This is a genomic window from Micromonospora sp. URMC 103, assembly GCF_051386435.1.
GTDB lineage: Bacteria > Actinomycetota > Actinomycetes > Mycobacteriales > Micromonosporaceae > Micromonospora.
In genome coordinates this window covers 1,379,879-1,406,410 of record NZ_JBPQTR010000004.1, presented here as the reverse complement: position 1 = coordinate 1,406,410, position 26,532 = coordinate 1,379,879, and the positions used below count along the sequence as shown (strand labels likewise).

Sequence of the window (26,532 nt, the reverse complement as noted above, 5' to 3'; positions counted from 1 at the left end):
GTCTGTGTTGTCCGAGGTGGGGACGGGATTTGAACCCGCGTACACGGCTTTGCAGGCCGTTGCCTCGCCTCTCGGCCACCCCACCGAGGTTGCCCCCGTCATGCGTGGCGGCAGCTCCGAGCGGACGACGGGACTCGAACCCGCGACCCTCACCTTGGCAAGGTGATGCGCTACCAACTGCGCTACGTCCGCGTGTCACCGGCTTTCCCGGTGACGGATGAGAACTCTAGCCGAGCCGGTGAACGGTTGCCAACTCGGGTGCCCCGTCGGCGCGTCCCCGTCCCCGTTCGACCGGTTTCCCGGGTACGCCACCCGGCCTCGGCTTCCTAGGAGCCTGACTCGGTTGCCCTCCCGTCGGAGATCACCCCACGACCCGGCGCCCGGGCGGCCAAAAGTGTCCAACTTCCGACTGTCCGCCGGTCCGGTCAGGGCTCGATCGTAACTGCCCGTGTTCGTCCCCATGGGTTACGGTAACGGTCGTGACGAGACGTGCGGCCGAGATCCGCCTGGATGCCCTGCTGCGCACGGCCTGCGACGTGATCGCCGAACGTGGCCTGGCCAACACCCGGACGGCCGACGTCGCCAACGCGGCCGGGGTGAGCCAGGCGCTGGTCTTCTACCACTTCGCCACCAAGGAACGCCTGGTCGCCATGGCGTTCGAGCATGCGGTCGAGCAGGATCTGGCCCGACTGGACGCGGTCGTCCGCTCCCCCGCCCCGCCCCTGGCCAAGCTGCGGCGGATCCTGAAGCTCTACACGCCGGCCGGGCGACCCACGTCCTGGCCGATGTGGATCGACGGCTGGTCCGAGTCGCTGCGGACCCCGGAGCTCGAGCGGGTCTCCCGCCGGCTGGACCTGCGCTGGCGAGAGGACCTCGCCCGGATCATCGCCGACGGCGTGGGCGACGGCACCTTCGAGTGCGCCGACCCGGTGGGCGCCGCGTGGCGGATCAGCGCGGTCATGGACGGCCTCGCCATCCAGCTCGCGGTGCACGAGCGGGTGATCTCCCGGCGGCAGTTCACCGAGTGGGTCCGCCTCGTCACCGCCCGGGAGCTCGGCCTGGACGCCGCCGCGCTGGACTGAGCCCCAGCGCCGACACCCCGACCCGTCCCGACCGCCCGTCGCGGGCGGCCCGTCCGGGGCCCCGCGAGCGGACACGCCGGCGCGACGCCGGCCGGAAAGGACCGACACGCAGCTACGGACCTTGCCGGCGCGTACTCCCCCTGGTATCCACAGATGCGCATGCGTCGAGACGCTGCGCGGCCGGCGGAGCGCCGGCCCTCCCGCTCCCACGAGGAGGTCCCGTGCCACACCCGAGGTGGTCACCCCTGATGAGCCGGCGCCGACGCCGGCTCATCCCCGTCCTGGCGGCGACCGCGGTGGTCGCCGCGCTGCTGCCCGCCGGCACCAGTGCGGCCGCACCCGGCGCGGGTGCGTCCGCCGAACGCCGCTCCGGCCCGTTCGCCGAGGGGTACGAGCACGCCGACGTCGACAACCGCGCCGGCAGCGCGGCGCCGGACGCCCGCCAGCGCGGGCTCGCCCGCAAGGCCGACCCGGACGTGCGGTGGAACAAGCTCGGCACCCCCCACGCGCTCGGTCCGGGCGACGCCCCGCTCGCCACCGGCCTGCCGGCCGACCCGGAAACCGCCGCACGCACCTACCTCTCCGACAACCGTGACCTCTTCGGCCTGGACGTCGAGGCGGTCGCCGCCATGGAACGGGTCCTGGTCCGCCCCATCGGCAGCGGCGCGGTCGTCACCCTCCGGCAGCGCTTCGGCGACCTGCCGGCCGGGCACGACGGCCTCGTCACCCTGGCGATCACCGGCGGGAAGGTCATCTCCGTCAGCTCCTCGCTGTCCCGGGACTCCGCGGCGCCCGCGCCGGCCACCCTCACCGAGGAGCAGGCGTACGCGGCGGCGCTCGCCGACGCCGGGCTGGACGCCACCGCGGTGGCCAGCCACAGCGTCCGGAAGGTCGGCGTACCGACGCCGCTCGACGGGCCGCGCACCGCGTACGAGGTGACGCTCATCGGGTCGGACACCGACCACCCGGCCGCGTTCACCACCTACGTCGACGGCATCACCGGCCAGACGCTCGTGCGTGAGGACCTCGTCGACTTCGACTCGGACAACCCGAGCTGGGCGGTCTTCCCGGCCACCCCGCCCCGCGACCTCGGCCCCGGCCAGGACCCGCGGGTCCGCTGGTGCGGCGACCCCGCCCCGGGCTGCCAGGCGGCGTTCCGTGACCCGGCCACCGGCAACCCGTGGGACGTCGACGCGGCGACCGGCACGCCGACGTTCACCTCGCGGGGCAACTCCGCCAACACCGTGATCTCCTGGGGCGCCAACACGCCGGTCGTGAACGCCACGCCCAGCCCCGAGCGCCGCTACGAGTACCCGTTCACCGACCAGTGGCACCAGGCCAGGTGCAACCCGTCGGTGTTCACCTCGGCCCAGCGCAACGACGCGGACGCCGCCATCAGCAACTTGTTCGCCATGCACAACCGAATGCACGACTGGGCGTACCACCTGGGCTTCACCGAGTCGGCCTGGAACCTGCAGGCGGTCAACCTGACCCCCAACGGCCTGGGCAACGACGCGGAGCAGGGCCGCGCCCAGCAGGGCGCGCTGACCGGCAACCGGAACAACGCCAACCAGGGCACGCCGCGCGACGGCCTGCCGCCCACCACCAACATGTACCTGTGGCAGCCGCAGGCCGGCGGGCCGTACCCGCCCTGCGTCGACGGCGACTACGACATGACGGTGATCGGGCACGAGTACACGCACGCCATCAGCAACCGGATGATCGCCGGCCCGGACAGCGGCATCGGCGGCCACCAGGGCGGGTCGATGGGCGAGTCGTGGAGCGACCTGCTCGCCACCGAGTACCTGTTCCAGCACGGTCTCCGCGCGCCGGGCGAGACGCCGTTCATCGTCGGTGGCTACGTCACCGGCAACCTGGTGAGCGGCATCCGGAACTACGACCTCAGCCGGAGCCCGCTCAACTACTCCGACGTCGGCTACAACACCGGCGGTCCCGCCGTGCACGCCGACGGGGAGATCTGGGGCGCCACCAACCACCGCGTCCGCTCCGCCTTCGTGAAGCGGTACGGCCTCGGCACCCCGCAGCGGCAGCTGGAGTGCGCGCAGGGCAAGGTGGCGGCCGACAAGTGCCCGGGCAACCGGCGCTGGTCGCAGCTCGTCTTCGACTCGTTCCTGCTCCAGGCCGCGAGCCAGGTGAGCATGCTCGACATGCGCGACAACATGCTCACCGCCGACCAGCTCCGCTTCGGCGGGGCGAACCAGGACCTGATCTGGGCCGAGTTCGCCCGCTCGGGCATGGGCCGGGACGCCGTCACCAACGGCGCCTCCGACACCGACCCGACCCCGAGCTTCGCCTCCCCCCGGGGCGGCAACGCCACGTTCACGCTCCGCCCGCGCGGCGACAGCGAGGACGCGCCGATCCGGCTCTACGTCGGCGAGTACGAGGCGCGGGCCACCCCGATCGCCGACACCGACCCGGCGACGCCGCTGCCCGACACGGTGGAGCTGGTGGCCGGCACGTACGACCTGCTCGCGGTGGCGCCCGGCTTCGGGCACCAGCGGCTCAGCGTCGTGGCCAAGGCCGGCCACGACGGCTACATCGACCTGCGGATGAGCCGCAACCTGGCCTCGACGGCGTCCGGCGCCACGATCAGCGGCGACGGGGTCAACCTCGACCGGATCGCCGACGACACCGAGGCCACGAACTGGGCCTCGCTCGACGGGGTGGCCGGCAAGCAGGTCACCGTGGCGCTGCCCGGCGACGCGCCGCAGGTGGTGAAGCGGGTGAACGTCAGCGCCATGCTGCGCCCGGCGATCAGCGGCGACGCCGACACCGGCAGCCAGAACGCCCTCAGCTCGCTGCGGTCGTTCGCGGTGCTGGCCTGCAACGCGAAGACCACCGACTGCGCGAACCCGGCGCACTTCCAGCGCATCTACACGAGCGCGGACGACGCGTTCCCGGGCGGTGCGTACCGCGCCTACACCCGGGACATCAACCTCCGCTCGTTCCCGGTGCCCACCACCCTCGCCACGCACCTGCGCCTCGAGGTGCGGGACAGCCAGTGCACGGGTGGCCCGGCGTACGCCGGTGAGCAGGACGACGACCCGGCGACCACGACCGACTGCGCGACCGCCAGCCCGGCGCGCGACCAGGTCCGCATCGCCGAGTTCCAGGCCTTCTCGAAGTGACCGGAGCCGGGGCCGGCGCCGCGTGGCGCCGGCCCCGGTCCGCCTACCAGCGTCCGGCCGGCCGGCCCGGCGGGCCCCAGAGCCGGTCGTCCGGCGCCGGCCGCGGGCCTACCAGACGCGAGTTGTGGCGACCCGCGCCAAGGACGACCGGCGATGTCACCCACGGTGCTGAACCGCTCACCGTCCCCCGCGGCGACCCCGTCGCCACCTCCGGGAGAGAATCGGCCGGTGTCCGAGCTCACCACCGCCTTCGTCCGGCTGCACGCCCGGCTCGCCCCGGTGGCCTTCGTCCCCGAGGTCCGGCTGCACCAGGCGGACGAGCCCATCGGGCTCTGGGAGCTGACCGAGGGCGAGTTCCACTCCGACCGACCGCCGCCGTTCTGGGCCTTCGCCTGGGCGGGCGGACAGGCGCTGGCACGCTACGTGACCGACCATCCCGAGCTGATCGCCGGCCGCCGGGTGCTCGACCTGGCGTCCGGCTCCGGGCTGGTCGCCATCGCCGCCGCACGGGCCGGCGCGGCCGCCGTCCGCGCCGTCGAGGTCGACGAGCTGGCGGTGGCGGCGGTGGCGCTCAACGCCGAGGCCAACGGGGTACGCGTCGACGCCGAGTTCGGCGACATCCTCGACGGCGACGCCGGGGGCGCGGAGGTGGTGCTCGCCGGGGACGTCTTCTACAGCGACGCGATGGCCAAGCGGATGCTGCGGTTCCTGCTGCGCGCGGCCCGGGCCGGCGCCCGCGTGCTCGTGGGGGACCCGGGTCGCGCCTTCCTCCCCCGGGACCGCTTCGACGAGCTGGCCGTGTACGACGTCCCGGTGCCGCCGGCGCTGGAGACCGTGCGGGTGAAGCGCACCACGGTGTGGCAGCTGCGGCCCGGCCTGCCGAAGGCCGCCGACTAGCGTGTCGGCGTGCTGTTCCGCAGCTGGGCGCAGGTCGCCGACACCGGTTGGCCGGACGTGGCCCGCGTGGCGGATCACGTCGGTGTGGAGCACCTGGTCGTCACCCGGCACGCGCTGGTCCGGCAGGTGCTCACCGACCCGGTCACGTACCGGCCGGACAACGCGCTGGACGCGGTCACCCCGATGCCGGTCAACGCGCTGCGGGTGCTCGCCGGCCATCGGTTCCGCCTGCCGCCCACCCTCGCGAACAACGCGGGCGCGAGCCACCCGGAGATCCGCGCGATCGTCGCCGGGGCGCTGCACCCGTCCCGGGTCGCCGCGCAGCGGCCCTGGCTGACCGACCTGGTCCGGGAGCGGGTCGCCCGGCTGACCGCGGCCCTGGACGCCGGCGCCAGCGTCGACCTGTACGCCGAGCTCGCCGCCGATCTGCCACTGCTCGTCCTGGCCCGGCTCGTCGACCTGCCGGACGCGCCGGTGGGCGCCGTGAAGGCGTTCGCCCGGGCGGCGCTCGAGCTGTTCTGGGCGCCGCTGGACGCCGACCGGCAGGTCGCGCTCGCCGAGGAGGTGGGCCGGTTCCACCGGGTGCTGCGCGAGTTCGCGGCCACCGGTGGCGGGCTCGCGGGCGCGCTGCGCGCGGCGGGGCACTCGCCGGACGTGGTGGTCGGCGCGCTGTTCTTCCTGCTGGTGGCCGGGCAGGAGACCACGTCGCAGTTCCTCACCCTGCTGCTGCACCGGCTCGCGGGCGAGCCCGCGGTGCGGGCCGGGCTGCGCACCGGGGAGATCGCGGTCGGCGACGTCGTGGAGGAGGGTCTGCGGCTGGAACCGCCGATCGTGACCTGGCGCCGGGTGGCGGCGGCGGACAGCACGCTGGGCGGGACGCGGGTGCCCGCGGGAACGAGCGTCGTGCTCTGGCTGGCCCGGGCCGGCCGCGACCCGGAGACCGTCGCGTACCCCGACGAGTTCCGCCCCGGCCAGCGCGGATCGCGCCGGCACCTGGCGTTCGGCGCGGGCGCGCACCGCTGCGTGGGCGACGTGCTGGCCCGGATGGAGGCGGCCGTGGTGGTCGCCGAGGCCACCCCGCTGCTCGACGGGGCGACGGTGGTCCGCGCCCCCTGGTGCCCGGACAACCTCACCTTCCGGATGCCCGACGCCTTCGTCATCCGCCGCGCCGAACCGCCCGACCCGCCGGCCCGGCGCGGAGCACCGGCGGGTTGATGTGGACGCCTCGGCCGGCGAGCGGTGGGTGCTCGCGCCGCCTGTCGAGCTGCCCCAGATCTGGGACCGGCACGACCAGGACCGCACCGCCGCACAGAGGCACCGCCGCACAGAGGCACCGCTGCGCATAGGCACCGCCGCGATAGGCACAGAGGCGCTGCGGTGCCGCGGCGCCGCGGCGCCGGTCCGCGCTGCCCCATTTCCGGGGCAGCTCGACAGCGTCCGCACGACTACTCGCCGCCCGGCCACGCCGTCCCCCGCGGAGCACGGTCGCGAGGCGGAGACGGCCGGCGACTGACGAAAGTCAGGGCGGAGTGGTGCCGTTCGGGCGCGGTGGACCGGCACCTCGCGCGCCTAGCGTCAGCGCATGATCACACTACGTGGGTTGACGAAGCGGTTCGGGGGGACGACCGCGGTCGACGACCTGACCGTCGACATCGCACCCGGCCGGGTCACCGGGTTCCTCGGCCCGAACGGCGCCGGCAAGTCCACCACCATGCGCATGATCCTCGGCCTCGACCGGCCCACCGCCGGTAAGGCGCTCATCGACGGGCGGGCGTACCGGGAGTTGCGCCATCCGCTGTACGAGGTGGGCGCGCTGCTCGACGCGAAGGCCATCCACCCGGCGCGGTCCGGGCGGGCGCACCTGCTCGCCATGGCCCGCAGCAACGGCGTACCGACCCGGCGGGTCGACGAGGTGCTCGCCAGCGTGGGGCTGGACGACCGGGCCGCCGCCAAGCCGGGCCGGACCCTCTCCCTCGGCATGGGCCAGCGGCTCGGCATCGCGGGCGCGCTGCTCGGCGACCCACCCGTGCTCATGTTCGACGAGCCGGTGAACGGGCTCGACCCCGACGGGGTGCGCTGGGTGCGGCAGCTCATGCGGTCCCTCGCCGGGCAGGGCCGGACCGTCTTCGTCTCCAGCCACCTCATGAGCGAGATGCAGCTCACCGCCGACCAGTTGGTCGTCATCGGCCGGGGACGCCTGCTCGCCGACGCGCCGATCGCCGAGGTGATCGCCGGCAGCGCGGTGGCCGTCCGGGTGCGCAGCCCGCAGCCGGCCGGGCTCGCCACGCTCGCCGAGCGGCTCACCGCCGCCGGCGCCACCGTCGAAGCGGCCGGCCCCGACGAGCTCACCGTCACGGGCGCCAGCGCCGACCGCATCGGCGACCTGGCCTACGAGCTGGGCGTACGGCTGCACGAGCTGAGCACCCACGGCGCGTCGCTGGAACGCGCGTTCATGGACCTGACCGCCGACAGCGTCGAGTACGCGGGCGTTCCCACCGGAGGCGAGACCCGATGACCACGACCACCCTTCCCCGCGCCCGTCCCGCCACCCGGTCGGGCGGCTTCGGCGGCACCGTCGCCGCCGAGTGGACCAAACTCTGGTCGGTACGCAGCACCTGGTGGACTCTCCTCGCCGCGGCGCTCGTGACGGCGGCCACCGCCGGGCAGCTGGCCATCTACGCGGCCAACGCGAACACCAACGACGACCCCGCCGACGACGCGGGCATCGTCACGGTGGGCAGCATCCTCGCCAGCTCGGTGGAGCTGACCCAGTACGCGGTCCTCGCGATCGGGCTGCTCGCCATCACGAGCGAGTTCACGAGCGGCACGATCCGTACGACGTTGCAGTGCACGCCGTCGCGCGGACGCGTACTGCTGGCGAAGGCCGTGGTGACAGCGGCCGTGACCTTCCTCGCCGGCCTGCTGCTCGGCGGCGTCGGTGTGCTGGTGGCCCGGCCGGTGCTCGGCGAGTGGGGCACGGCCCCCGCGGCGGGCACCGCCGGGGACGTCGTGGCGTTCGCCGCCTACCTGGCGCTCGTCGGGGTGCTGGCGCTCGGGTTGGGCACCGCCCTGCGCAGCGCGGTGCTCACCCTCGTCGTGCTCGTGGCCACGCTCATGATCGTGCCGCTCTCACTCCAGGAACCGGACATCACCGTGCTCAACCGCATCGCCGACGGCTTCCCGGGCGTCGCCGGGGCGCACTTCCTCGCCGGTGACACCGACCCCTACCCGGCGGCCGTGGGGTTGCTGCTGCTCGCCGGCTGGGCGGTGGCCGCGCTGGCGCTCGGCCGGGCCGCGTTGCGCCGCCGGGACGCCTGAGCCGGCGGTAGGAACGGGCTCCGGGGCGGCGCGCCCCGGAGCCCGCTCACCGCTCGACCAGGCCGGCCTCGTACGCGAGGATCGCCGCCTGCACCCGATTACGCACGTCCAACCGGGTGAAGATGCTGGTGAGGTACGTCTTCACGGTGCCCTCGACCAGGTGGAGCCGGCGGGCGATCTCCGCGTTGGACAGCCCCGCCCCGACCAGCGCCAGCACCTCCCGCTCCCGGTCCGTGAGCCCGGCCGTGCGGTCCCGCGCCGCCGGCCGCCGGGTCAGCCGCCCGCCGCCCAGCTCGATGACGCGACGGGCCACCCGCGGCGACAGGTACGCCCCGCCGTCGGCGACCGCGTGCACACCGGCGATCAGCTCCCGCGGGTCGCCGGACTTGAGCAGGAAACCGCTCGCCCCGTGCCCGAGCGCCCGGCCGATGTGGTCGTCCTCGCCGAACGTGGTGAGCATGAGCGTCGCCGTCTGCGGCACCAGCCGGCGGATCTCGGCGGCCGCGCTCAGCCCGTCGAGCCGGGGCATCCGGATGTCAAGCAGAGCCACCCGGGGCCGGTGCGCCCGCACCAGCTCCACGGCCGCACGGCCGTCGCCCGCCTCGGCGACCACCTCGATGCCGGGGTCGGCGGCCAGGATCGCGCGTACGCCGGCCCGGATCATCGCCTCGTCGTCGGCGAGCACGACCCGGACGGGCATGGTGATGCTGTCGGTGGTCACTGGTCGATCCGCTCCTTGCTGGCCAGCCGCCCGTCGGCGAAGCACAGTCGCCAGGTCGGCTGTGCCAGGGGGAAGTTCCCGTCGGTGTAGTACTCGCATCCGCCCTCGTGGGCGCCCGCCGGCCGGTCGAGCTGCCGGCGCGGCAGCCCCGGAAGGTCGGCACGGGCGGCGCCCACCGGAAACCGGTCGAACGTCGCCTGGTCGAGCACCGTGCCGGCGGTCGCCACCGGGTAGTAGACGAACGACAGCACCAGCGCGAGCCCCGCCGGCGCGCCGAGGGCCGCCAGCAGGCTGCGGCGGACCCGCCGGCGGGCCTCGTGCAGCCGCCGCTCCGCCTCGGACGGTCGCTCCGCCGCTCGCGGCGGGGTGGGCGCGGATTCCTCCGCACTCCCGAGCCAGGCGCGGTCCGCCACGACGGCGGGCCCGTCCGGCTCCGGCGCGGCGCCCTCCGGCGGCGGACCGGCGGCCGGCAGCCACGCCCGCACCGCGAAGCCGCCGTCCGGCCGTGGGCCGGCGTCGAGCGAGCCGCCCGCGAGACGTACGCGCTCGGCGAGCGCCAGCAGCCCGCTGCCGTGCGACGGCGGGCCGGGCAGCGGACCGGCCGGTGCCGGGGCGTTGACCACGGCCACCTCGATCCGGTCACGGGCCCGCGCGAGCCGCACCTCGACGGGGGCGCCCGGGGCGTACCGGGCCGCGTTCGTGAGCGCCTCGCGGACCAGCCGGTGCGCGGCGTGCGCGACAACCGTCGGCAGGTCGGACACGTCCGGAGCGGCGTCCAGGCGTACCGCCATGCCGGCCTCGCGCGCGCCGTCGACGAGGTCGGGGACGCTCTCGTCGGCCGGCCGCGTGCCGGCGCCGGCCGCCTCCTCCCGGAGCAGGCCGATGATCTCGTGCAGCCGCTCGGTGGCGGCGCCCACGCTGGCCCGCAACTCCCCCGCGGCGGCCCGGTGCCGGCCGTCCAGGTCGGGGGCGACCTCCAGGGCGGCCGCGCGCAGCGCGATGAGGCTGAGGTCGTGGCCCAACGAGTCGTGCATCTCCTGCGCGATGCGGGCCCGCTCCCGCAGCCGGATCCGCTCGGCCGCGCCGTGCGCCTCCCGGGCCAACGCGTCGGCGTGCCGGTGGCCGGCGTCGACCAGCTCCTGCTGCTGGCGTCGGTAACGGCCGACCAGCCACGGGAACACCCCGGCGAAGAGCAGCACCGACGCGAGCAGGAACCAGGTGGCCGCGCCGGTGCCGAGCAACCCCAGGTTCAGCGCCGTGCCGCCGGCCGCGATCAGGGCGAAGGCGGCCACGGCCGGGCCGGCGCTCGCGCTGCGCCGCCCGGTCAGATAACTGAACACCGGGATCGCGAAGACGAAGTTGCCCTGGAACAGCGAACCGAGCACCACCAGCGTCAGGGCGACCACCGGCCAGCGCCGGCTCACCGCCACCGCCGTGGCGAGCAGCGCCAGCCCAGCCGCCACCACCAGCAGCCAGAGCCGCGGGTACGGCGGAGTGAGCCCGGCGTACCCGACGGGCGCCGCGAGCGCCGCCCACAGCAGCGCGTCCCGGAGCAGGCGCCGCCGCGCCGCCCCGCGCGGCGCCGTCCGCACCCATCGCCACCTGGTCACGGCGGTCAGGCTACCCACCGCCGCGAGCGCCGGGCACCGACGAAAGTCAGGTGTTCAGCCGATGTCCTCGGCCCACGCGCGCCAGTCGTCGAGCACCCCGTGCAACGCCGGGGTGAGCCAGCCCGGCGCGGACCGCCGGAACACGCCCGGGTCCATGGCGCCCGCCCCCGCGGGCAACGCGCCGAGCAGGTTCGGCAGCAGGTCGGAGAGGTTCGTCCAGTGCACCAGCTCCGGCGCCGTCGGCCAGGCGCCGATCACCACTCCGGCGGGCACCGCCCGCCGGTCCAGCGCCTCCAGCGTCAGGGCCGTGTGGTTGAGCGTGCCGAGCCCCGCCCGGGCGACCACGACGGCCGGCGCGCCCAGCGAGACGGCCAGGTCGGCCACCGTCCACGGCTCGCCCGACGGGCGCAGACCCATCGGTACGAGCAGCCCGCCCGCCCCCTCCACGAGCACCAGGTCGTGCTTGTCGGCCTCCTCGCGGACCGCGTCGACCGCCGTGTACAGCTCCAGCGGCTCCAGCTCGGCGACCCGGGCCGCGGTGAGCGGGGCGAGCGGGTCGGGAAAGCTCGCCAGGGTCCGACCCGTGAGCGGGGCGGCCAGCCGCTGCACGGCGTCCACGTCGCCGGGCTCGCCCGTCGCCGTACCCGTCTGGCCGGGCTTCAGGACGGCCACCCGCAGCCCGGCGGCCTGCGCGGCCGCCGTGATGGCCGCCGTCACCACCGTCTTGCCCACCTCGGTGTCGGTGCCGGTCACCACCACCGGCCCCCGCCACGGCTCACTCCTCGCGCTCACGGCGTCACCTTCGTTCGCGACTGCGGGGCTCGCAAAACCGGCTCACTCCTCGCGCTCACGGCGCCACCTTCGTTCGCGACTGCGGGGCTCGCAAAACCGGCTCACTCCTCGCGCTCACGGCGCCACCTTCGTTCGCGACTGCGGGGCTCGCAAAACCGGCTCACTCCTCGCGCTCACGGCGCACACTCCACGATGACCTCCAGGGCCCGCTCGAAGTCCGCCCGCGGCACACCGACGTTGAGGGTCAGCCGGAGCCGGGAGCGGGTGTCCGGTGTGGAGGGCGGGCGGAAGCAGCCGACGGCGACACCCCGGTCGCGGCAGTCCGCCGCCCACGTCGTCGCGGCCTCCGGCCCCGGCGCGGTCACCGAGATCACCGCGGCGTCCGGCGCGGACACCGGAAGGCCCGCCTCACGCAGCCGGCGTACGGCGAACGCGGCCCGCGCGGCCAGCTCGGCGCGCAGCGGGTCGCCGGCGCGGGCCAGACCCACGGCGGTGTGTACACCGGCCGCGACCGCGGGCGGCAGCGCCGTGTCGAAGATGAACGTCCGCCCGGTCTCGACGAGGTGTCGGACGAACTCGGCCGGGCCGGCGACCAGCCCGCCCGCGCCGCCGAGCGCCTTGCTGAGCGTGGCGGTCACCACCACGTCCGGCTGGCCGGCCAGCCCCGCGGCGGCGACCGCCCCGGCGCCGGCCGGGCCGGTGACGCCGAGCGCGTGCGCGTCGTCGACCAGCAGCAACGCCCCGTACCGGCGGGCCACGGCGTGCAGCTCGGCCAGCGGGGCGAGGTCGCCGTCGACGGAGAAGACCGATTCGGTGACCACCACGGCCGGCCGGTCGGGGGCCACGGCGAGGGCGGCCGCGACCGCGGTCACGTCGGCGTGCGCCGTGACGACGGTCTCCGCGCCGGAGATCCGGCAGCCGTCGATGAGCGAGGCGTGGTTGTGCGCGTCGGAGACGAGGAGCGTGCGGGGCTGCACGAGGGCGCGCAGCGCGCCGATGTTCGCCAGGTACCCGGAGGAGAAGACCAGCGCCCGGTCGGTGCCGATCCAGCCGGCCAGGGCGTCCTCCAGCGCGTGGTGGGCGTCGGTGGAGCCGCGCACCAGCCGCGACCCGGTCGCCCCCAGTCCGTACGCCGACAGCGCCCGCGCGGCCGCCGCGGTGACCTCCGGATGGGTGGCCAGGCCGAGGTAGTCGTTGCCGGCGAGGTCGGTGACCGCCTCACCGGCGGCGCGCGGGTGCAGCCGGCGGGTCAGCCCGGCCTTCGCCCGCAGCTCGGCACGGCGGTCCAGCGCCGCCAGCCAGTCCGCCACCGTCACCCCTCACACCGCCTCGGGCCGGCCCCGTCGACCGCCTCCGCCGGGCGAAGTTACCACCCGCCCGATGCGGCCCGGCGGATCCCACTCACACCCGTCCGGCCTGAACCGACGTTCAGGGGCAGGCCCCGGACGCAGCCGTTTTCCCTCCCGGAGGGGCCTTGTAGGGTACGAGCCATGCCAGAGATCCTCGACCAGGCCCGCGCCCGGGTCCTGGGTGACGGCGTCGGCCTCGACGAGGCCGGCGTCCTCGCCGTGCTGACCCTGCCCGACGAGCACCTGCCCGCCGCCCTGCAGCTCGCGCACGAGGTGCGGATGCGCTGGTGCGGGCCGGAGGTCGAGGTCGAGGGCATCGTGTCGCTCAAGACCGGCGGCTGCCCGGAGGACTGCCACTTCTGCTCGCAGTCCGGCCTGTTCACCTCCCCGGTGCGCTCGGTCTGGCTGGACATCCCGTCCCTCGTCGAGGCGGCGAAGCAGACGGCCGCGACCGGTGCCACCGAGTTCTGCATCGTGGCCGCCGTACGCGGCCCGGACGCCCGCCTCATGAAGCAGATGCGTGAGGGTGTCGCGGCCATCAAGGCCGAGGTCGACATCCAGGTCGCGGCTTCCCTGGGCATGCTCACCCAGGAGCAGGTCGACGAGCTGGTCGACATGGGTGTGCACCGCTACAACCACAACCTGGAGACCTGCCGCTCCTACTTCCCGAACGTGGTGACCACGCACACGTGGGAGGAGCGCTGGGAGACACTGCGGATGGTGCGCGACTCCGGCATGGAGGTCTGCTGCGGCGGCATCCTCGGCCTCGGCGAGACGGTCGAGCAGCGGGCCGAGTTCGCCGCGCAGCTCGCCGAGCTGGACCCGCACGAGGTGCCCCTGAACTTCCTCAACCCGCGCCCCGGCACGCCGCTCGGTGACCGACCCGTCGTCGAGGGCAAGGACGCGCTGCGGGCCATCGCCGCGTTCCGGCTGGCCATGCCGCGCACCCTCCTCCGGTACGCCGGCGGCCGGGAGATCACCCTCGGCGACCTGGGCACCCGCGACGGGCTCCTGGGCGGCGTCAACGCGGTCATCGTGGGCAACTACCTGACCACCCTGGGCCGGCCGGCGAGCGAGGACCTCGCGCTGCTCGACGACCTGAAGATGCCGGTCAAGGCGCTCTCCGCGACGCTGTGAGGAGGCCACGGTGACGGAGCCGGTGGGGCTGACGCTGGCGGACGACGCGGCGCCGACCTGGTGCGACCGCTGCGGCGAGGCCACTGGGGACGCTCCGCACGAGGCGTGCGCCAGCGCCCGGGCGCTGGAGCCGCCGCGGTTCTGCGCGCGGTGCCGGCGGCGCATGAAGGTGCAGGTCGTGCCGGTCGGCTGGTCGGCGGTCTGCGTCGAGCACGGCGAGATCCGCTCCTGAGGCGGCGTCCGCGCGCCCACACGGAGACGATGTGACGTCCCCCACCACCGCGTCCGCGGTGGTAGGTTGCCGTTCCGGGCCATGCCGTGGCCCGGGACGGGTGGAGGGCCATGGCGGACGGCGCGGGCGCGGCCGCGAAGCAGCGCGAGGATCACACCGACGCCCGCGTCCTGGAGCGGCTCGGCACCGGCCGGTTGCGGGAGCGGTCGTGAGCGTCCTGCGCGGGCGGTTCGTGACGCTGCGGCCGGCCGGCTCCCAGGACGTGGCGGCGCTCGCGGCGATCCGGGCCACGCCGGAGGTACGCCGGTGGTGGCGCGGCGACGACGATCTGGCCGCCACGGTGCGCGCCGACCTCGCCGACGAGGAGCTGACCGTCTACGCCATCGGGCACGACGACCGGGTCGTGGGCGCCATCCAGTGGTCCGCCGAGGAGGACCCGGACTACCGGCACGCCAGCCTCGACATCTTCCTCGACCCCGCGGTGCACGGGCGCGGCCTCGGTCCGGACGCGATCCGCACGCTGGTCCGGCACCTGGTCGACGAGTACGGGCACCACCGCTTCACGATCGACCCCGCGGCGGCCAACACGCAGGCGATCCGGGGCTACGCGAAGGTCGGCTTCCGCCCGGTCGGGGTGCTGCGGCGCTACGAGCGGGGCGCGGACGGCCGCTGGCACGACGGCCTGCTCATGGACCTGCTCGCCGACGAACTGGTCGACTGACCCCGCCGGGCTACGCGGGCCGGCTGGCTTCGTCGACACCGCGCTTCCCGGCCCCGCGCGGCGCCGCGGCGCGAGGGCGACTCAGCCGTCCCAGACCAGGTCGTGGCCGCCGTCGCGCCGGGCGCCGGCGGCCGGCCGGTGCGGGGTGAGCCGGCCGTCCGGCATCAGGTGGTCGACCGGCACGCCGTGGCCGAGGACCGCCACGTCCGCGATGAGCCGCCGGTGGCAGCGCCACCAGACACTCTCGCTGCACATCACGGCCGTGGTCCGGGCCGCCGCGTCCGCGAGCGCCGCGTCGAGCGCGGCCCGGAAGTCGGGCGTACGGGTGTGCGCCGCGTACGCCCGGAACGCCGCCACCGTCCACCAGGTGTCCGGCTCGGGGCTGCCGGCCGGGACGTGCCGCCGGCCGCCGAGGCGCGGCTCCCAGCGGTAGTCGATGCCGGCCTCCGGCAGCCAGCGTTCCAGCTCCTCACGCCGGACGTCCGGGTTGGTGCGGCTCGCGGGAAACCGGCGCACGTCCACCACCAGCGCGATCCGCGCCCCGGCCAGCAGGTCCCCGAGCCGCGCCCGGTCGGCCGGCCCGTGTCCCACGGTCACCAACGCCCGCTCCACCACCCGTATCCTGCCGGGAACGCGCGACGATCGCCGAGGAACCGGCGTCAGACGGTCCGATGGGGAGCGACGCCGACCCGCTCCGCGGGAGCGCCGCCCCGCCCGTGTCCGTTACACCGACACGCGGTCGACGGACCGGAAAATCGGATCACACCGAGACGTATGCGCAGGTCAAACCGATCGACCGATGTCGAGTGCCGATCTCGTGCGTGAGATCATGTGCCGTTCCCTCTCCCGATCTCGGAGGAATCCTCATGCCACAGCGTCGGCGCGCGGCGCGCGCTGCCGTCCTGACGGCTGCCGCCGCGGCCAGTCTCGCCATCGCCTCCCCGGCGTGGGCGGCCGCCGGCAAGCCGCACAACCCCCCGGGCGACAACGGCACCGTCAAGATCGACGGTGCGCCCTTCGGGGACAGCGTCGACAACCAGCCGCACGTCGGCTGCGAGTTCGAACTCGAGTTCTTCAACTTCGACGAGGGGGAGACGGCCGACATCACCCTCGCCGCGCACCCGCCCACGGGACGCACGACGGTCAAGTTCCTCGACAACTACGTGATCAGCGACGACCCGGCCTCCGGTGCGGCGAACGACCACGACGCGGTCGTCCGGTTCTCCGCCAACGACCTGGCGCTGGCCGGCCTCGATGCCCAGCCCCAGCAGGGCTACCACATCAAGCTGACCGTCGACCTGACCGACGGCAAGGGCAAGGCCAAGCAGAAGGTGTTCTGGCTGCAGCCGTGCGCGGCGTCGCCGACCCCGACGCCGTCCACGTCCACCCCCGGCGAGGGGTCGCCCACCCCGACGCCGGGCGGGTCGCAGAACCCCTCCGAGAACCCCTCGGCGAACCCCTCGGAGAACCCGTCCGCCAACCCGTCGGCGAACCCGTCCCCCTCGGACGCGTCGGGTGTCGGCGGCAACGGTGGTGGCGGTGACACCGAGGGCGGCCTGCCGCTCACCGGGGTCGCCGTGACCAGCATCAGCCTCGCCGGTCTGGCGCTCATCGTGGGTGGGGTCGTCCTGATGGCGCTGCGTCGTCGCCGGGACAAGATCACCTTCACGAGCTGATCCCGTCAGCACCCCGAGCGGCCGTCGGACCCCCGGTCCGGCGGCCGCTCGCCGTTGCCTCCCGTGTCCACGCTCGACCGATCCGCGCCGAGCCGGAATCCGTATCGGCGGGTAACCCGGTCGACGGCGTCCGGAGATAGCTCACACCATCGATGCTTGTCGATGATGTGGCACCGTCCGCCCAGCTCAACGGCCCCGCTGTTGCGGTCGCCTCCGGCGCCCGACCGGGACGACCCGTCCTGGCATACGAGCGTACGGTTGCTGGCCCGCCGCGCGGCGCGGCACAGTACCCGACACCAGCGGTGCCATCGACGCCGCCGCTCCCCGGTCGAACCTGAGGAGGACGCGATGGCCCTACGACTCGCCGACGGCACCGCCTGGTCGGAGACCCTGGCCCGCGCGGTGGCCGCCACCCCGGAGGCGTTCGCCGCCCCGGTCGACGGCGTCACCACGCTGCACAACCTCGTCGAGGGCGCGTGGCGGGCGATCGGTTCGCCGACGCCCGTCCGGACCCCGGTGGACAACACCGTCCTGGTCAACCTGGCCCGGCTCGACGCCGACACCGCCCACGCCGCCGTCGCGCACGCCGCGGCCGCGCACCGCGAGTGGGCCGCCACCCCGCTCACCGAACGCACGGCGCGGGTCACCGCGGCGGTGGACGCCCTCACCGCCCACCGGGACCTGCTCGCCCTGCTGCTGGTCTGGGAGATCGGCAAGCCGTGGCGGCTGGCCTGCGCCGACGTGGACCGGGCGCTGGACGGTGTCCGCTGGTACGTCGGTGAGATCGACCGGATGCTCGCGGGCGGGCGCGAGCCGCTGCCCGGCCCGGTCAGCAACATCGCCTCGTGGAACTACCCGATGAGCGTGCTCGTGCACGCCGAGCTGGTGCAACTGCTCGCCGGCAACGCGGTCGTCGCGAAGACCCCGTCGCAGGGCGGCGCCGTCTGCCTCACCGTGGCGCACGCGCTCATGCGCCGCGCCGGGCTGCCGGCGACGCTCGTCTCCGGTGGTGGTGAGGAGCTGTCCGAGGTGCTCGTCCGGGCGCCGGAGATCGGCGCCGTGGCCTTCGTGGGTGGACGCTCCAACGGCGGCAAGGTGGCCGCCGCGCTGCTCGACTCCGACAAGCGGCACTTCATCGAGCAGGAGGGCCTCAACGCCTGGGGGATCTGGGAGTTCTCCCAGTGGGACCTGCTCGCCGCGCACCTCAAGAAGGGCTTCGAGTACGGCAAGCAGCGCTGCACCGCGTACCCCCGGTTCGTGGTGCAGCGCAACCTCGTCGACGAGTTCCTCGACATGTACCTGCCGGTGGTTTCCTCGATCCAGTTCGGACACCCGCTTGCGGTGGACGAGACCTGGCAGGTGGGCGACCCGCTGCCCGACCTCGACTTCGGGCCGCTCATCAGCGCCGCGAAGGCCGACGAGCTACGCCGCAAGGTGGACGAGGCGGTCCGCGGCGGCGCCGTTCCGCTGTACCGGGGCAAGCTCGACGGGGCGCCGTTCCTGGCCGGGCAGGACACGTCGGCGTACGTCGCGCCCGCCGTGCTGCTCGCTCCGCCCGGCCGGTCCCGGCTCATGCACGCCGAGCCGTTCGGGCCGGTCGACACGATCGTCGTGGTGGACACCACCGACGAGCTGCTGGCACAGATGAACGCCTCCAACGGCGCGTTGGTCGCCTCGCTGGCCTGCGACGACGAGGAACTGGCCGGCAAGCTCGCCGTCGACCTCCAGGCGTTCAAGGTGGGCATCAACAAGCCCCGCTCGCGCGGCGACCGGGACGAGCCGTTCGGCGGCCGGGGCGCCTCCTGGAAGGGCGCGTTCGTGGGCGGCGACCTGCTCGTGCAGGCGGTTACACAGGGCGGCGACGAGCGGCTCTACGGCAACTTCCCCGACTACAGCCGCTACCCCACGACCTGACCCCACCCCCACCCCGCGCCCCCACCCCCGCCTCCCACCCCCGCGATCTTGCACTTTCGGCCCCGGAGAAATGGCGTTCGTCCCGTTTCGCCGGGGCACGAACCGCAAGATCGCGAGGGCGGGTGGGGCTGGGGCGGGCGTGGGGGGTGGGGCGGGGGTTTGGGGGGTTAGGCGGTTACCGCAGGGGCGCCGACCAGGTCGAGCCGGTCGCCGAGGATCACCGCGCCCGCCCGGACCAGTTGGGCCAGCCGGTCGACCTCCGTGGCGTGGAACGCCGCCGCCACGAGCGGGTCGGTGTGCCCGCGCGCCACCACGAGCACGAGACCGGCCCGCCCGAACGGCGCGACCGCGTAGTGGGTGCCGTCGGGCGCGGTCGCCGAGCGCGCGCGCAGCGGGGTCACCTCCGGCAGCGGTGGCGGTACGGGGGCCCGCCAGCTCGCGTGCGCCACGGTGGCGCCGCCCCCGCCGGTGCGCGACGCCCAGTCCAGCGGCACCACGGCGGCCACCGCCCAGTCGGCGGCCAGCAGACCGGGCGCCGCGTCGACCAGGGTGGCCACCCCGTCGGCCGGGTTCGCGGCGACGTGGGCCAGCAGCTCGGCGTCCTGGCCGGTCGTGGTGGGCGCGCCGATCGCCCGCCAGACCCCGTCCACGCGTACGCCGGGAATGGCGGCCAGACCGGCCAGCAGCCGCTCGACGCGCGCGGCGCCCGGCCACACGACGGTGAAGTCGTCCACCGCCCGCCCGCCGAGCCGCTCCAGCACCACCACCTGGACGATGTCCGCGCCGGACACGCCCAGGGTGCGGGCCACCTGGCCGAGGGCGCCGGGACGGTCCGGCAGCGTGACCCGAACTCGCAGCAACATGGTCGTCCCTCCGCTCGGCGGGCCGGCGCGGTGGCCGGCAGGCTGGTCCCCAGCCTGGACGCTGCCCATTTCGTCCCTGTTGCCGCGGCATGTCCCGGACGCAAAACCCGACCTTGACAACATGACGGAGCTGCCATCAACTAATCGGATGACCGATCCGGCCGTCGACGCGCTCCGGCCGGGCGCCGCCCCGGCCACCCCCGCCGAAGCAGACCCGGCCACCCCCACCGTCCCGGACGGCGACGTCCCCGAGGATCCGCCCGCGGGCGTCGACCTGGGCCGGCTCGCCACGTACCTCGCCGCGCACCGCCCCGAGCTGGCCGCCGGGCCGCTCGGCGCGACGCTGATCGCCGGCGGCAAGTCGAACCTCACGTACCTGCTGCGCGCCGGGGACCGCGAGGTGGTGCTGCGCCGCCCGCCGCTGGGGCACGTGCTGGCCACCGCGCACGACATGGCCCGGGAGTTCCGGGTGATCTCGGCGCTGGCGCCCACCGACGTGCCGGTGCCCGGGGCGATCCTGCACTGCCCCGACCCGGAGGTGATCGGCGCGCCGTTCTACCTCATGGGACGCGTGACCGGGGAGGTCTTCCGCACGCGGGCGCAGACCGACCCGCTCGGCGACGGCCCGCGACGCGACCTCGCGATGGCCATGATGGACACTCTCGCCGCGCTGCACCGGGTCGAGCCGACGGCCGTCGGGCTCGCCGACTTCGGCCGGCCCGAGGGCTACCTGGAACGGCAGGTGCGCCGCTGGGCGGGGCAGCTCGACCGCTCCCGCAGCCGGCCGCTGCCCGGCATCGACGAGCTGCGCGACCGGCTCGCGGCGACCGTGCCCGCGAGCGCCAACGCGGGCCGGATCGTGCACGGCGACTACCGGCTCGACAACCTGCTCGCCACCGTCGACCCGGTGGCGGTCCGGGCGGTGCTCGACTGGGAGATGGCCACCCTCGGCGATCCCCTCGCCGACCTGGGCCTGCTGCTCACGTACTGGGACGTGCTCGGCGGCAGCGAGACCGCGGCCGGCAACCCGGTCGCCGACGGGCTCGGCCCGCGCGCCGGGTTCCCCACGGGCGGCGAGCTCATCGACCGGTACGCGGAACGCAGCGGCGTCGACGTCGGGCCGCTGCACTGGCACGTCGCGCTGGGCTGCTTCAAGCTCGCCGTGATCTGCGAGGGCATCCACTACCGGCACACGCTCGGCCAGACCCTCGGGCAGGGATTCGACCGGATCGGCGAGATGGTGGCGCCGCTGATCGCGTACGGCCTGACCGCCGCCGGGGAGCGTTGATGGACTTCGCGTACGACAGCCGCACCGAACAGCTCCGCGCCGAGCTGACCGCGTTCCTGGACGAGCACGTCTACCCGGCCGAGCCGGTGCACGCCGCGCAGGTGCTCGCCGCTGGTGACCCGTGGGCACGGCCGCCGGTCATGGCGGAGCTGAAGGCCGAGGCGCGCAAGCGCGGCCTGTGGAACATCTTCCTGCCCGACCGGCGCTACGGCGCCGGCCTCACCAACCTCCAGTACGCTCCCCTCGCCGAGCTCACCGGGCGCAGCCCGCACCTGGCGCCCGAGGCGCTCAACTGCGCGGCACCGGACACCGGCAACATGGAGCTGCTGGCCGAGTTCGGCTCGGAGGCGCAGCGTGAGCGCTGGCTGCGCCCGCTGCTGGAGGGTGAGATCCGGTCGGCGTTCTGCATGACCGAGCCGGAGGTGGCCTCGTCCGACGCCACCAACATCGCCACCCGGATCACCCGGGACGGGGACCACTATGTGATCAACGGCCGCAAGTGGTGGTCGTCCGGCGCCATGGACCCGGCCTGCGAGATCTTCATCGTGATGGGCAAGACCGACCCGGGCGCCGACCGGCACCGGCAGCAGAGCATGGTGCTGGTACCCCGGGACACCCCGGGCGTCACGGTCCGGCGCGGCATGACGGTCTTCGGCTACAGCGACGCGTCCCACGGCGGGCACGCCGAGATCGACTTCACGGACGTCCGGGTGCCGGTCGAGAACCTCGTGGGCGAGGAGGGCGGCGGCTTCGCCATCGCCCAGGCCCGCCTCGGCCCGGGCCGGATCCACCACTGCATGCGGCTCATCGGGATGGCCGAGCGGGCGCTGGAGCTGCTCTGCCGGCGGGCGACCGAGCGGGTCGCGTTCGGCCGGCCGCTGGCCGAGCAGGGCGTGGTCCGCGAGTGGATCGCCGAGTCCCGCGTCCGCATCGAGCAGGCCCGCCTTCTGGTGCTGAAGACCGCCTGGCTCATGGACACGGTCGGCAACAAGGGCGCACACACCGAAATCCAGGCCATCAAGATCGCCACGCCGGCCATGGCGGAGTGGGTGATCGACAAGGCCATCCAGGCGTACGGCGGGGCCGGCGTCAGCCAGGACACCCCGCTGGCCTCCCTGTGGGCCGGTGCCCGGACGCTCCGCCTCGCCGACGGCCCCGACGAGGTCCACCGCGCCTCCCTGGCCCGCCGCGAACTCCGCCGCTGGACCGCGGCGCCCGCGTAACCCGGCCCAGTCCCCGCGCCCCCGGGCGGCACCGCCGCGTCGATCATGAAGTTATTGCCCCGGACACCGGCGTGTCACGGCAATAACTTCATGATCACCGGGGAGGAAGGGCGCGGGTGGGTCAGGCGCTCGCGCGCTTGACGAGCTGGGTGTCCAGGAGGATGTGGGGGGCCGGGAGATCGTCGCCGCGGACGCGGGCGACCAGCAGCCGGGCCATCTGCCGCCCCATCTCCTCCACGGGCTGGAACACGGTGGTGAGCGGCGGGTCGGCCTGCCGCGCGATCGGCGCGTCGTCGAAGCCGACCACCGCCACGTCGTCGGGCACCCGCCGGCCGGCCTCGCGCAGCGTACGCAGCGCGCCGAAGGCCATGAGGTCGGAGGCCACGAAGACGGCGTCCACGTCGGGCCTGGTCTCCAGCAGCCGGCGCATGCAGGCCGCCCCGCTCTCCTCGCTGAAGTCCCCGTACGCCACGAGGTCGTCGTCGACCCCGCCCAGCGCGGCCGTGACCGCCTCGGTGTAGCCGGTGAGCCGGGCCAGGCCGGCGCCCATGTCCTGCGGGCCCGCGATGGTGGCGATCCGCCGTCGCCCGCGGCCCGCGAGGTACTGGACGGCCTGCCGGGCGCCGCCCACGTTGTCGACGTCGACGAACCAGGCCGGCTGCGCCCCCGGTCGCAGCATCCGCGCCGGCCGGCCGCCGAGCACGGCCGGCAGGCCCCGCTCCTCGAGCAGGGTGGGCAGCGGGTCGGAGTCGTGCAGGGAGAGCAGCAGCACACCGTCGACGTGCTGGTTGGTGAGGTGGTGCTCGACGCGTTCCCGCTCCAGGGGCGACTGCACCATGGCCAGCCAGAGCTGCATGGGCGTCTCCAGGAGCGCGGAGCTGATCCCGCGGACGATCGCCGCGAAGAACGGCTCGGTGAACACGCGCTCGCCGGACTCGGAGACGACCAGCGCTACGGAGTCGGTGCGCTGGGTGACGAGCGCCCGGGCCGCGCGGTTCGGCACGTACCCCAGCTCGGCGATGGCCTGCTGCACGGCGGCCCGCGCCTCCGGGCTCACCTGCGGGGAGCCGTTGACGACACGGGAGACCGTCCCCCGCCCGACACCGGCGCGGGCGGCGACCGCGTCGAGGGTGGGGCGACCGAGTGAGCGGCTGCGCTGCGTTGTCATCGTCTGCTCCTCCGACGTCGGGCGGCCCGGCGCCGCCGCGCGACCGTGGCGCCGGACCGCCCGCCTGGCTGGCCCGAGCCTACTGCGCGGGCAGCGCGTTGCGTCGGATCACCTCGGCGTACCACCGGCCGCTGGACTTGGGGATCCGGGCCTGGCTGCCGTAGTCGACGTAGATCATGCCGAACCGCTTCGTGTACCCCCACGCCCACTCGAAGTTGTCCATGAGCGACCAGGCGAAGTAGCCGCGCAGGGGCACCCCGGCCTCGATGGTTGCGTGCGCGGCCCGCAGGTGCGCGTCGAGGTACGCGAGCCGCTCGGCGTCGTCGACGCGGCCGTCGACCACCTCGTCGACGAACGCCGACCCGTTCTCGGTGACGTACAGCGGCAGGTCCGTGTACTCGTCGTGCACCCGGCGCAGCGTCTCGACGAGGCCCGGCGCGTCGATCTCCCAGCCCATGTCGGTGACCGGGACGCCCCGGCTCACGAACCGGACGTCCTCGCTGCCGGGCCAGGCCGACGGCGACCGGCGGTGCACCCCGTCGACGGGACCGGCCACCACGTACCGGCTGTAGTAGTTGACGCCCACCAGGTCGAGCGGGCTGGCGATCACCGCGAGGTCGCCGTCGCGCACGTGACCGAAGTCGGTGACCCGGCGGAGGTCGGCCAGGAGGTCGGCCGGGTACGCCCCGCGCAGCAGCGGGTCGAGGAAGAACCGGTTGGCCAGCGCGTCGATCCGCCGGGCCGCGTCCCGGTCGGCGGGCGCGTCGGTGGCCGGGGTGACCGGGTACAGGTTGACGGTCACCCCGACCTCGGCGTCCGGCCGGGCCGCCCGCAGCGCCGCCACGGCGAGCCCGTGACCGAGCATCAGGTGGTGTCCGGCGCGGACGGCGTCGGCGCCGTCGGTCCGACCCGGCGCGTGCACGCCCGACCCGTAGCCGAGGAACGCGGAGCACCAGGGCTCGTTGAGCGTCGTCCAGTAGCGGACCCGGTCGCCGAGCGCGTCGGCCACGAGCGCCGCGTAGTCGGCGAACCGGCCGGCCGTGTCCCGGGCCGGCCAGCCACCGGCGTCCTCGAGCGGCTGCGGAAGGTCCCAGTGGTAGAGGGTGACCCACGGCTCGATGTCGTGGGCCAGCAGCTCGTCGACGAGCCGCCGGTAGAAGTCGAGGCCGGCGGCGTTGACGGGGCCGGCGCCGCCGGGCTGCACCCGGGGCCAGGAGACCGAGAACCGGTACGAGGTGAGGCGCAGGTCGGCCATGAGCGCGACGTCCTCGCGGAACCGGTGGTAGTGGTCGCAGGCCACGTCGCCGGTGTGCCCCTGGAGCACGCGACCGGGCGTACGGCTGAAGGTGTCCCAGATCGACGGCGTACGCCCGTCCTCGGCGGCGGCCCCCTCGACCTGGTACGCCGCGGTGGCCGCGCCCCACCGGAAGCCGGGCGGGAAGGTCGGTTCCGGCCCCCGGCCGAGGACGTCGACGGCGGGCGGGCTGGCGGGGATGCTCACGACTTGACGGCACCTTCCATGATCCCGCCGATGATCTGGCGGCCGAACACGGCGAACACGAGCACCAGCGGCACCGTGCCGATGGCCGTGGCGGCGAAGACCTGCGAGTAGTCGGTGTAGTAGGCATACGAGAGGAAGGCCAGGGAGACCTGGAGGGTCGGGTTCTCCGGCGTCAGCACGGCGTACGGCCACAGGTACGAGTTCCAGGTCTCCATGAAGGTCAGCAGCCCGAGTACGGCGGCCGCCGGGCGCAGCGCCGGCAGGACGACGCTCCAGTAGATCCGGAACGTGTTGGCCCCGTCCACGCGGCCGGCCTCGATGAGCTCGTCGGAGATCGCCTGGGTGGCGTACTGCCGCATCATGAACACGCCGAACGCGCTGACCATGAAGGGCACCGTCACCGCGTAGAGGGTGTCGTACCAGCCGAGGTCCTGCATCATGCCCCAGAGCGGGATCAGCCCGAGCTGGGTCGGGATCATCATGGTCACGATGATCGACAGCAGCAGCGCGTTGCGGCCGCGGAAGCGCAGCTTGGCGAAGGCGAAGCCGGCCAGCGAGCCGGTGACGACCACGGAGACGGTCACCACGGCGGAGACGATGACCGAGTTGAGCAGGCCGGTGAGGAAGTTCGCGGCGTCGTTGTCGAGCACCCGGCCCACGTTGTCGCCGAACGCGCCGCCCGGAGTCACCGGCGGCGGGACGTCGTTGATCGCGTCGAGGCTGCGGGTCGCGATGACCACCATGTAGTAGAAGGGGTAGATCGAGAAGAGCACCGCGAGCACGAGCGCGCAGTAGGTCAGCGGGCTGGTGCGCCACAGGCGCCGGGAGGCGGAGGTCACGGCGGGTCTCCTCACTTCACCGTGCGGCGGACGAGGACGAAGTTGAGCAGCGAGACCAGCGCGATCATCAGGAACATTGCCCAGGCCACGGCCGCGCCGTACCCGGCGGTGTTCAGGTTCTCGATGCCGAGTTCGTACATGTACATGGCGAGGGTCTGGAACTCGCGCTGGTCTCCGCCGGTGATGTTGCCGTTGGCGAAGACGAGCGGCTCGGTGAAGAGCTGCAGCCCGCCGATGGTGGAGAGGATCACCACGAAGACGAAGGTCGGGGTGAGCATCGGCAGGGTGATCCGCCAGAACTGCTTCCACTGGCCGGCCCCGTCGATCGCCGCGGCCTCGTACAGGTCGCGCGGGATGGCCTGCATGCCGGCGAGCAGGATCAGGGTGTTGTAGCCGGTCCACCGCCAGTTCACCATCGACGCGATCGCCGTCCACGAGCTCCACCGCTGCGCGTCCCAGTCGACCGGGTCGACGCCCACGAGCCCGAGCAGCCAGTTCACGAGGCCGAAGTCGCGCTGGAAGAGCATGCCGAAGACGATGGCGACGGCGGCCACCGACACCACGTTCGGCATGAAGATGGCCATCCGGAAGAAGGTCCGGGCGCGCAGGACGGTGCGGTTGAGCAGGTTCGCGAGGAAGAGGGCGAGCAGCAGCTGGGGCACGGTCGAGAGCAGGAAGATGCCGAAGGTGTTCGCCGTGGCGTTCCAGAAGTACTCGTCGGAGAGCAGCGCCGTGTAGTTGTCGAACCCGATGAAGGTGTGGTCGCCGATCAGGTTCCAGTCGTGCAGGGACATCCAGGCGGTCCGCAGCATCGGGTAGAGCCCGAAGATGCCGAAGACCACGAAGAACGGGGCGATGTAGAGGTACGGGGAGAGCTTCAGGTCGAGGCGGGTCAGCGAGAGCGACCGGGACGACCGTCGGGTGGCGGGAGGGGGCGACGGCGCGTCGGGAGGCGCCGTCGTGGTCGACAGGCTCATGGGAGTCCTTTCCGGGCGCCGGCACGGGTGGCGGCGTGGCCGGGTGGCGGGACGGGGACCGGCCGGTGGCGTCCG

Annotated in this window: 23 protein-coding genes and 2 tRNA genes; 13 read left to right on the top strand and 12 right to left on the bottom strand. The window is 74.3% G+C overall.

What is annotated here, in order from left to right:
* Positions 1-14: 14 nt before the first annotated feature.
* Together ACSNOA_RS10145 and ACSNOA_RS10140 are read right to left on the bottom strand one after the other, a co-directional pair.
* A tRNA-Cys gene (locus ACSNOA_RS10145) sits at positions 15-85 on the bottom strand.
* 34 nt (positions 86-119) lie between these two features.
* Positions 120-192 (bottom strand) — tRNA-Gly (locus tag ACSNOA_RS10140).
* Between the two features lie 287 nt (positions 193-479).
* On the opposite strand from ACSNOA_RS10140, the gene ACSNOA_RS10135 reads away from it, so the two are divergent.
* From ACSNOA_RS10135 to ACSNOA_RS10110, 6 genes are all read left to right on the top strand, one after another.
* Positions 480-1,082, top strand: coding sequence for a TetR/AcrR family transcriptional regulator (locus ACSNOA_RS10135; protein ID WP_436657698.1), 603 nt, complete (start codon positions 480-482; stop codon positions 1,080-1,082).
* A 248-nt stretch (positions 1,083-1,330) separates the two neighbouring features.
* Positions 1,331-4,231, top strand: coding sequence for a M36 family metallopeptidase (locus tag ACSNOA_RS10130; RefSeq protein ID WP_436657697.1), 2,901 nt, complete (start codon positions 1,331-1,333; stop codon positions 4,229-4,231).
* Positions 4,232-4,459: 228 nt separating this feature from the next.
* Positions 4,460-5,128, top strand: a complete 669-nt coding sequence (locus ACSNOA_RS10125) for a class I SAM-dependent methyltransferase (protein WP_436657696.1) — start codon at positions 4,460-4,462, stop codon at positions 5,126-5,128.
* A 9-nt stretch (positions 5,129-5,137) separates the two neighbouring features.
* Positions 5,138-6,343, top strand: a complete 1,206-nt coding sequence (locus ACSNOA_RS10120) for a cytochrome P450 (protein ID WP_436657695.1) — start codon at positions 5,138-5,140, stop codon at positions 6,341-6,343.
* Positions 6,344-6,710: 367 nt separating this feature from the next.
* A complete protein-coding gene (locus ACSNOA_RS10115) occupies positions 6,711-7,643 on the top strand; it encodes an ATP-binding cassette domain-containing protein (protein ID WP_436657694.1) in 933 nt (310 codons plus the stop codon).
* A complete protein-coding gene (locus ACSNOA_RS10110; protein ID WP_436657693.1) occupies positions 7,640-8,446 on the top strand; it encodes an ABC transporter permease subunit in 807 nt (268 codons plus the stop codon). The genes ACSNOA_RS10115 and ACSNOA_RS10110 overlap by 4 nt, the downstream gene beginning before the upstream one ends.
* Positions 8,447-8,492: 46 nt before the next feature.
* Here ACSNOA_RS10110 and ACSNOA_RS10105 read toward each other — a convergent pair whose 3' ends face one another.
* From ACSNOA_RS10105 to ACSNOA_RS10090, 4 genes are all read right to left on the bottom strand, one after another.
* A complete protein-coding gene (locus ACSNOA_RS10105) occupies positions 8,493-9,146 on the bottom strand; it encodes a response regulator (RefSeq protein WP_436658370.1) in 654 nt (217 codons plus the stop codon).
* 17 nt (positions 9,147-9,163) lie between these two features.
* Positions 9,164-10,777, bottom strand: coding sequence for a sensor histidine kinase (locus ACSNOA_RS10100; RefSeq protein WP_436657692.1), 1,614 nt, complete (start codon positions 10,775-10,777; stop codon positions 9,164-9,166).
* Positions 10,778-10,831: 54 nt separating this feature from the next.
* Positions 10,832-11,536: a dethiobiotin synthase gene (bioD, locus tag ACSNOA_RS10095; protein WP_436658369.1), complete on the bottom strand. Its 705-nt coding sequence runs from the start codon at positions 11,534-11,536 to the stop codon at positions 10,832-10,834.
* Positions 11,537-11,742: 206 nt separating this feature from the next.
* A complete protein-coding gene (locus tag ACSNOA_RS10090) occupies positions 11,743-12,879 on the bottom strand; it encodes an 8-amino-7-oxononanoate synthase (RefSeq protein ID WP_436658368.1) in 1,137 nt (378 codons plus the stop codon).
* 180 nt (positions 12,880-13,059) lie between these two features.
* Between ACSNOA_RS10090 and bioB the strand changes: the two genes are divergently transcribed.
* The 3 genes from bioB to ACSNOA_RS10075 all read left to right on the top strand — a co-directional run bounded on the left by bioB (position 13,060) and on the right by ACSNOA_RS10075 (position 15,008).
* On the top strand, positions 13,060-14,055 hold the full coding sequence (gene bioB, locus ACSNOA_RS10085) for a biotin synthase BioB (protein WP_436657691.1): 996 nt from the start codon (positions 13,060-13,062) through the stop codon (positions 14,053-14,055).
* 10 nt (positions 14,056-14,065) lie between these two features.
* Positions 14,066-14,287, top strand: coding sequence for a hypothetical protein (locus ACSNOA_RS10080; RefSeq protein WP_436657690.1), 222 nt, complete (start codon positions 14,066-14,068; stop codon positions 14,285-14,287).
* A 208-nt stretch (positions 14,288-14,495) separates the two neighbouring features.
* A complete protein-coding gene (locus ACSNOA_RS10075; RefSeq protein ID WP_436657689.1) occupies positions 14,496-15,008 on the top strand; it encodes a GNAT family N-acetyltransferase in 513 nt (170 codons plus the stop codon).
* An 81-nt stretch (positions 15,009-15,089) separates the two neighbouring features.
* Here ACSNOA_RS10075 and ACSNOA_RS10070 read toward each other — a convergent pair whose 3' ends face one another.
* On the bottom strand, positions 15,090-15,620 hold the full coding sequence (locus tag ACSNOA_RS10070; RefSeq protein ID WP_436657688.1) for a DUF488 domain-containing protein: 531 nt from the start codon (positions 15,618-15,620) through the stop codon (positions 15,090-15,092).
* A gap of 254 nt (positions 15,621-15,874) precedes the next feature.
* Between ACSNOA_RS10070 and ACSNOA_RS10065 the strand changes: the two genes are divergently transcribed.
* Both ACSNOA_RS10065 and ACSNOA_RS10060 read left to right on the top strand, forming a co-directional pair.
* Positions 15,875-16,684, top strand: coding sequence for an LPXTG cell wall anchor domain-containing protein (locus tag ACSNOA_RS10065; protein ID WP_436657687.1), 810 nt, complete (start codon positions 15,875-15,877; stop codon positions 16,682-16,684).
* 348 nt (positions 16,685-17,032) lie between these two features.
* Entirely contained in the window at positions 17,033-18,598 is a 1,566-nt protein-coding gene (locus ACSNOA_RS10060; protein ID WP_436657686.1) for an aldehyde dehydrogenase family protein, read from the top strand.
* Positions 18,599-18,765: 167 nt separating this feature from the next.
* On the opposite strand, the gene ACSNOA_RS10055 is transcribed toward ACSNOA_RS10060, so the two are convergent.
* A complete protein-coding gene (locus ACSNOA_RS10055) occupies positions 18,766-19,461 on the bottom strand; it encodes an amino acid-binding protein (RefSeq protein ID WP_436657685.1) in 696 nt (231 codons plus the stop codon).
* Positions 19,462-19,609: 148 nt separating this feature from the next.
* Here ACSNOA_RS10055 and ACSNOA_RS10050 point away from each other — a divergent pair, with 148 nt between their 5' ends.
* Positions 19,610-20,749 (top strand): phosphotransferase family protein, encoded by a 1,140-nt coding sequence (locus ACSNOA_RS10050; RefSeq protein ID WP_436658367.1) that lies wholly within the window; start codon positions 19,610-19,612, stop codon positions 20,747-20,749.
* Positions 20,749-21,972 carry an acyl-CoA dehydrogenase family protein gene (locus ACSNOA_RS10045; RefSeq protein WP_436657684.1) on the top strand — a complete coding sequence of 408 codons (1,224 nt, stop codon included), beginning with the start codon at positions 20,749-20,751 and terminating at the stop codon, positions 21,970-21,972. Before ACSNOA_RS10050 ends, ACSNOA_RS10045 begins: the two co-directional genes overlap by 1 nt.
* Positions 21,973-22,093: 121 nt before the next feature.
* Here the strand turns inward: ACSNOA_RS10045 and ACSNOA_RS10040 are convergent, their stop codons facing one another.
* The 4 genes from ACSNOA_RS10040 to ACSNOA_RS10025 all read right to left on the bottom strand — a co-directional run bounded on the left by ACSNOA_RS10040 (position 22,094) and on the right by ACSNOA_RS10025 (position 26,457).
* Entirely contained in the window at positions 22,094-23,140 is a 1,047-nt protein-coding gene (locus ACSNOA_RS10040) for a LacI family DNA-binding transcriptional regulator (RefSeq protein ID WP_436657683.1), read from the bottom strand.
* 79 nt (positions 23,141-23,219) lie between these two features.
* Positions 23,220-24,641 carry a GH1 family beta-glucosidase gene (locus ACSNOA_RS10035; RefSeq protein ID WP_436657682.1) on the bottom strand — a complete coding sequence of 474 codons (1,422 nt, stop codon included), beginning with the start codon at positions 24,639-24,641 and terminating at the stop codon, positions 23,220-23,222.
* Positions 24,638-25,480, bottom strand: coding sequence for a carbohydrate ABC transporter permease (locus ACSNOA_RS10030; protein WP_436657680.1), 843 nt, complete (start codon positions 25,478-25,480; stop codon positions 24,638-24,640). Before ACSNOA_RS10030 ends, ACSNOA_RS10035 begins: the two co-directional genes overlap by 4 nt.
* Positions 25,481-25,491: 11 nt before the next feature.
* Entirely contained in the window at positions 25,492-26,457 is a 966-nt protein-coding gene (locus tag ACSNOA_RS10025) for a carbohydrate ABC transporter permease (RefSeq protein ID WP_436657679.1), read from the bottom strand.
* Between the last annotated feature and the right edge of the window lie 75 nt (positions 26,458-26,532).

Excerpts from the sequence above, each read along its gene's own strand:
- ACSNOA_RS10130 (WP_436657697.1), top strand. The coding sequence starts at position 1,331 with ATGAGCCGGCGCCGACGCCGGCTCATCCCCGTCCTGGCGGCGACCGCG.
- ACSNOA_RS10115 (WP_436657694.1), top strand. The coding sequence starts at position 6,711 with ATGATCACACTACGTGGGTTGACGAAGCGGTTCGGGGGGACGACCGCG.
- ACSNOA_RS10110 (WP_436657693.1), top strand. The coding sequence starts at position 7,640 with ATGACCACGACCACCCTTCCCCGCGCCCGTCCCGCCACCCGGTCGGGC.
- ACSNOA_RS10105 (WP_436658370.1), bottom strand. The coding sequence starts at position 9,146 with ATGCCCGTCCGGGTCGTGCTCGCCGACGACGAGGCGATGATCCGGGCC.
- bioB (WP_436657691.1), top strand. The coding sequence starts at position 13,060 with ATGCCAGAGATCCTCGACCAGGCCCGCGCCCGGGTCCTGGGTGACGGC.
- ACSNOA_RS10065 (WP_436657687.1), top strand. The coding sequence starts at position 15,875 with ATGCCACAGCGTCGGCGCGCGGCGCGCGCTGCCGTCCTGACGGCTGCC.
- ACSNOA_RS10060 (WP_436657686.1), top strand. The coding sequence starts at position 17,033 with ATGGCCCTACGACTCGCCGACGGCACCGCCTGGTCGGAGACCCTGGCC.
- ACSNOA_RS10055 (WP_436657685.1), bottom strand. The coding sequence starts at position 19,461 with ATGTTGCTGCGAGTTCGGGTCACGCTGCCGGACCGTCCCGGCGCCCTC.
- ACSNOA_RS10050 (WP_436658367.1), top strand. The coding sequence starts at position 19,610 with ATGACCGATCCGGCCGTCGACGCGCTCCGGCCGGGCGCCGCCCCGGCC.
- ACSNOA_RS10045 (WP_436657684.1), top strand. The coding sequence starts at position 20,749 with ATGGACTTCGCGTACGACAGCCGCACCGAACAGCTCCGCGCCGAGCTG.
- ACSNOA_RS10040 (WP_436657683.1), bottom strand. The coding sequence starts at position 23,140 with ATGACAACGCAGCGCAGCCGCTCACTCGGTCGCCCCACCCTCGACGCG.
- ACSNOA_RS10025 (WP_436657679.1), bottom strand. The coding sequence starts at position 26,457 with ATGAGCCTGTCGACCACGACGGCGCCTCCCGACGCGCCGTCGCCCCCT.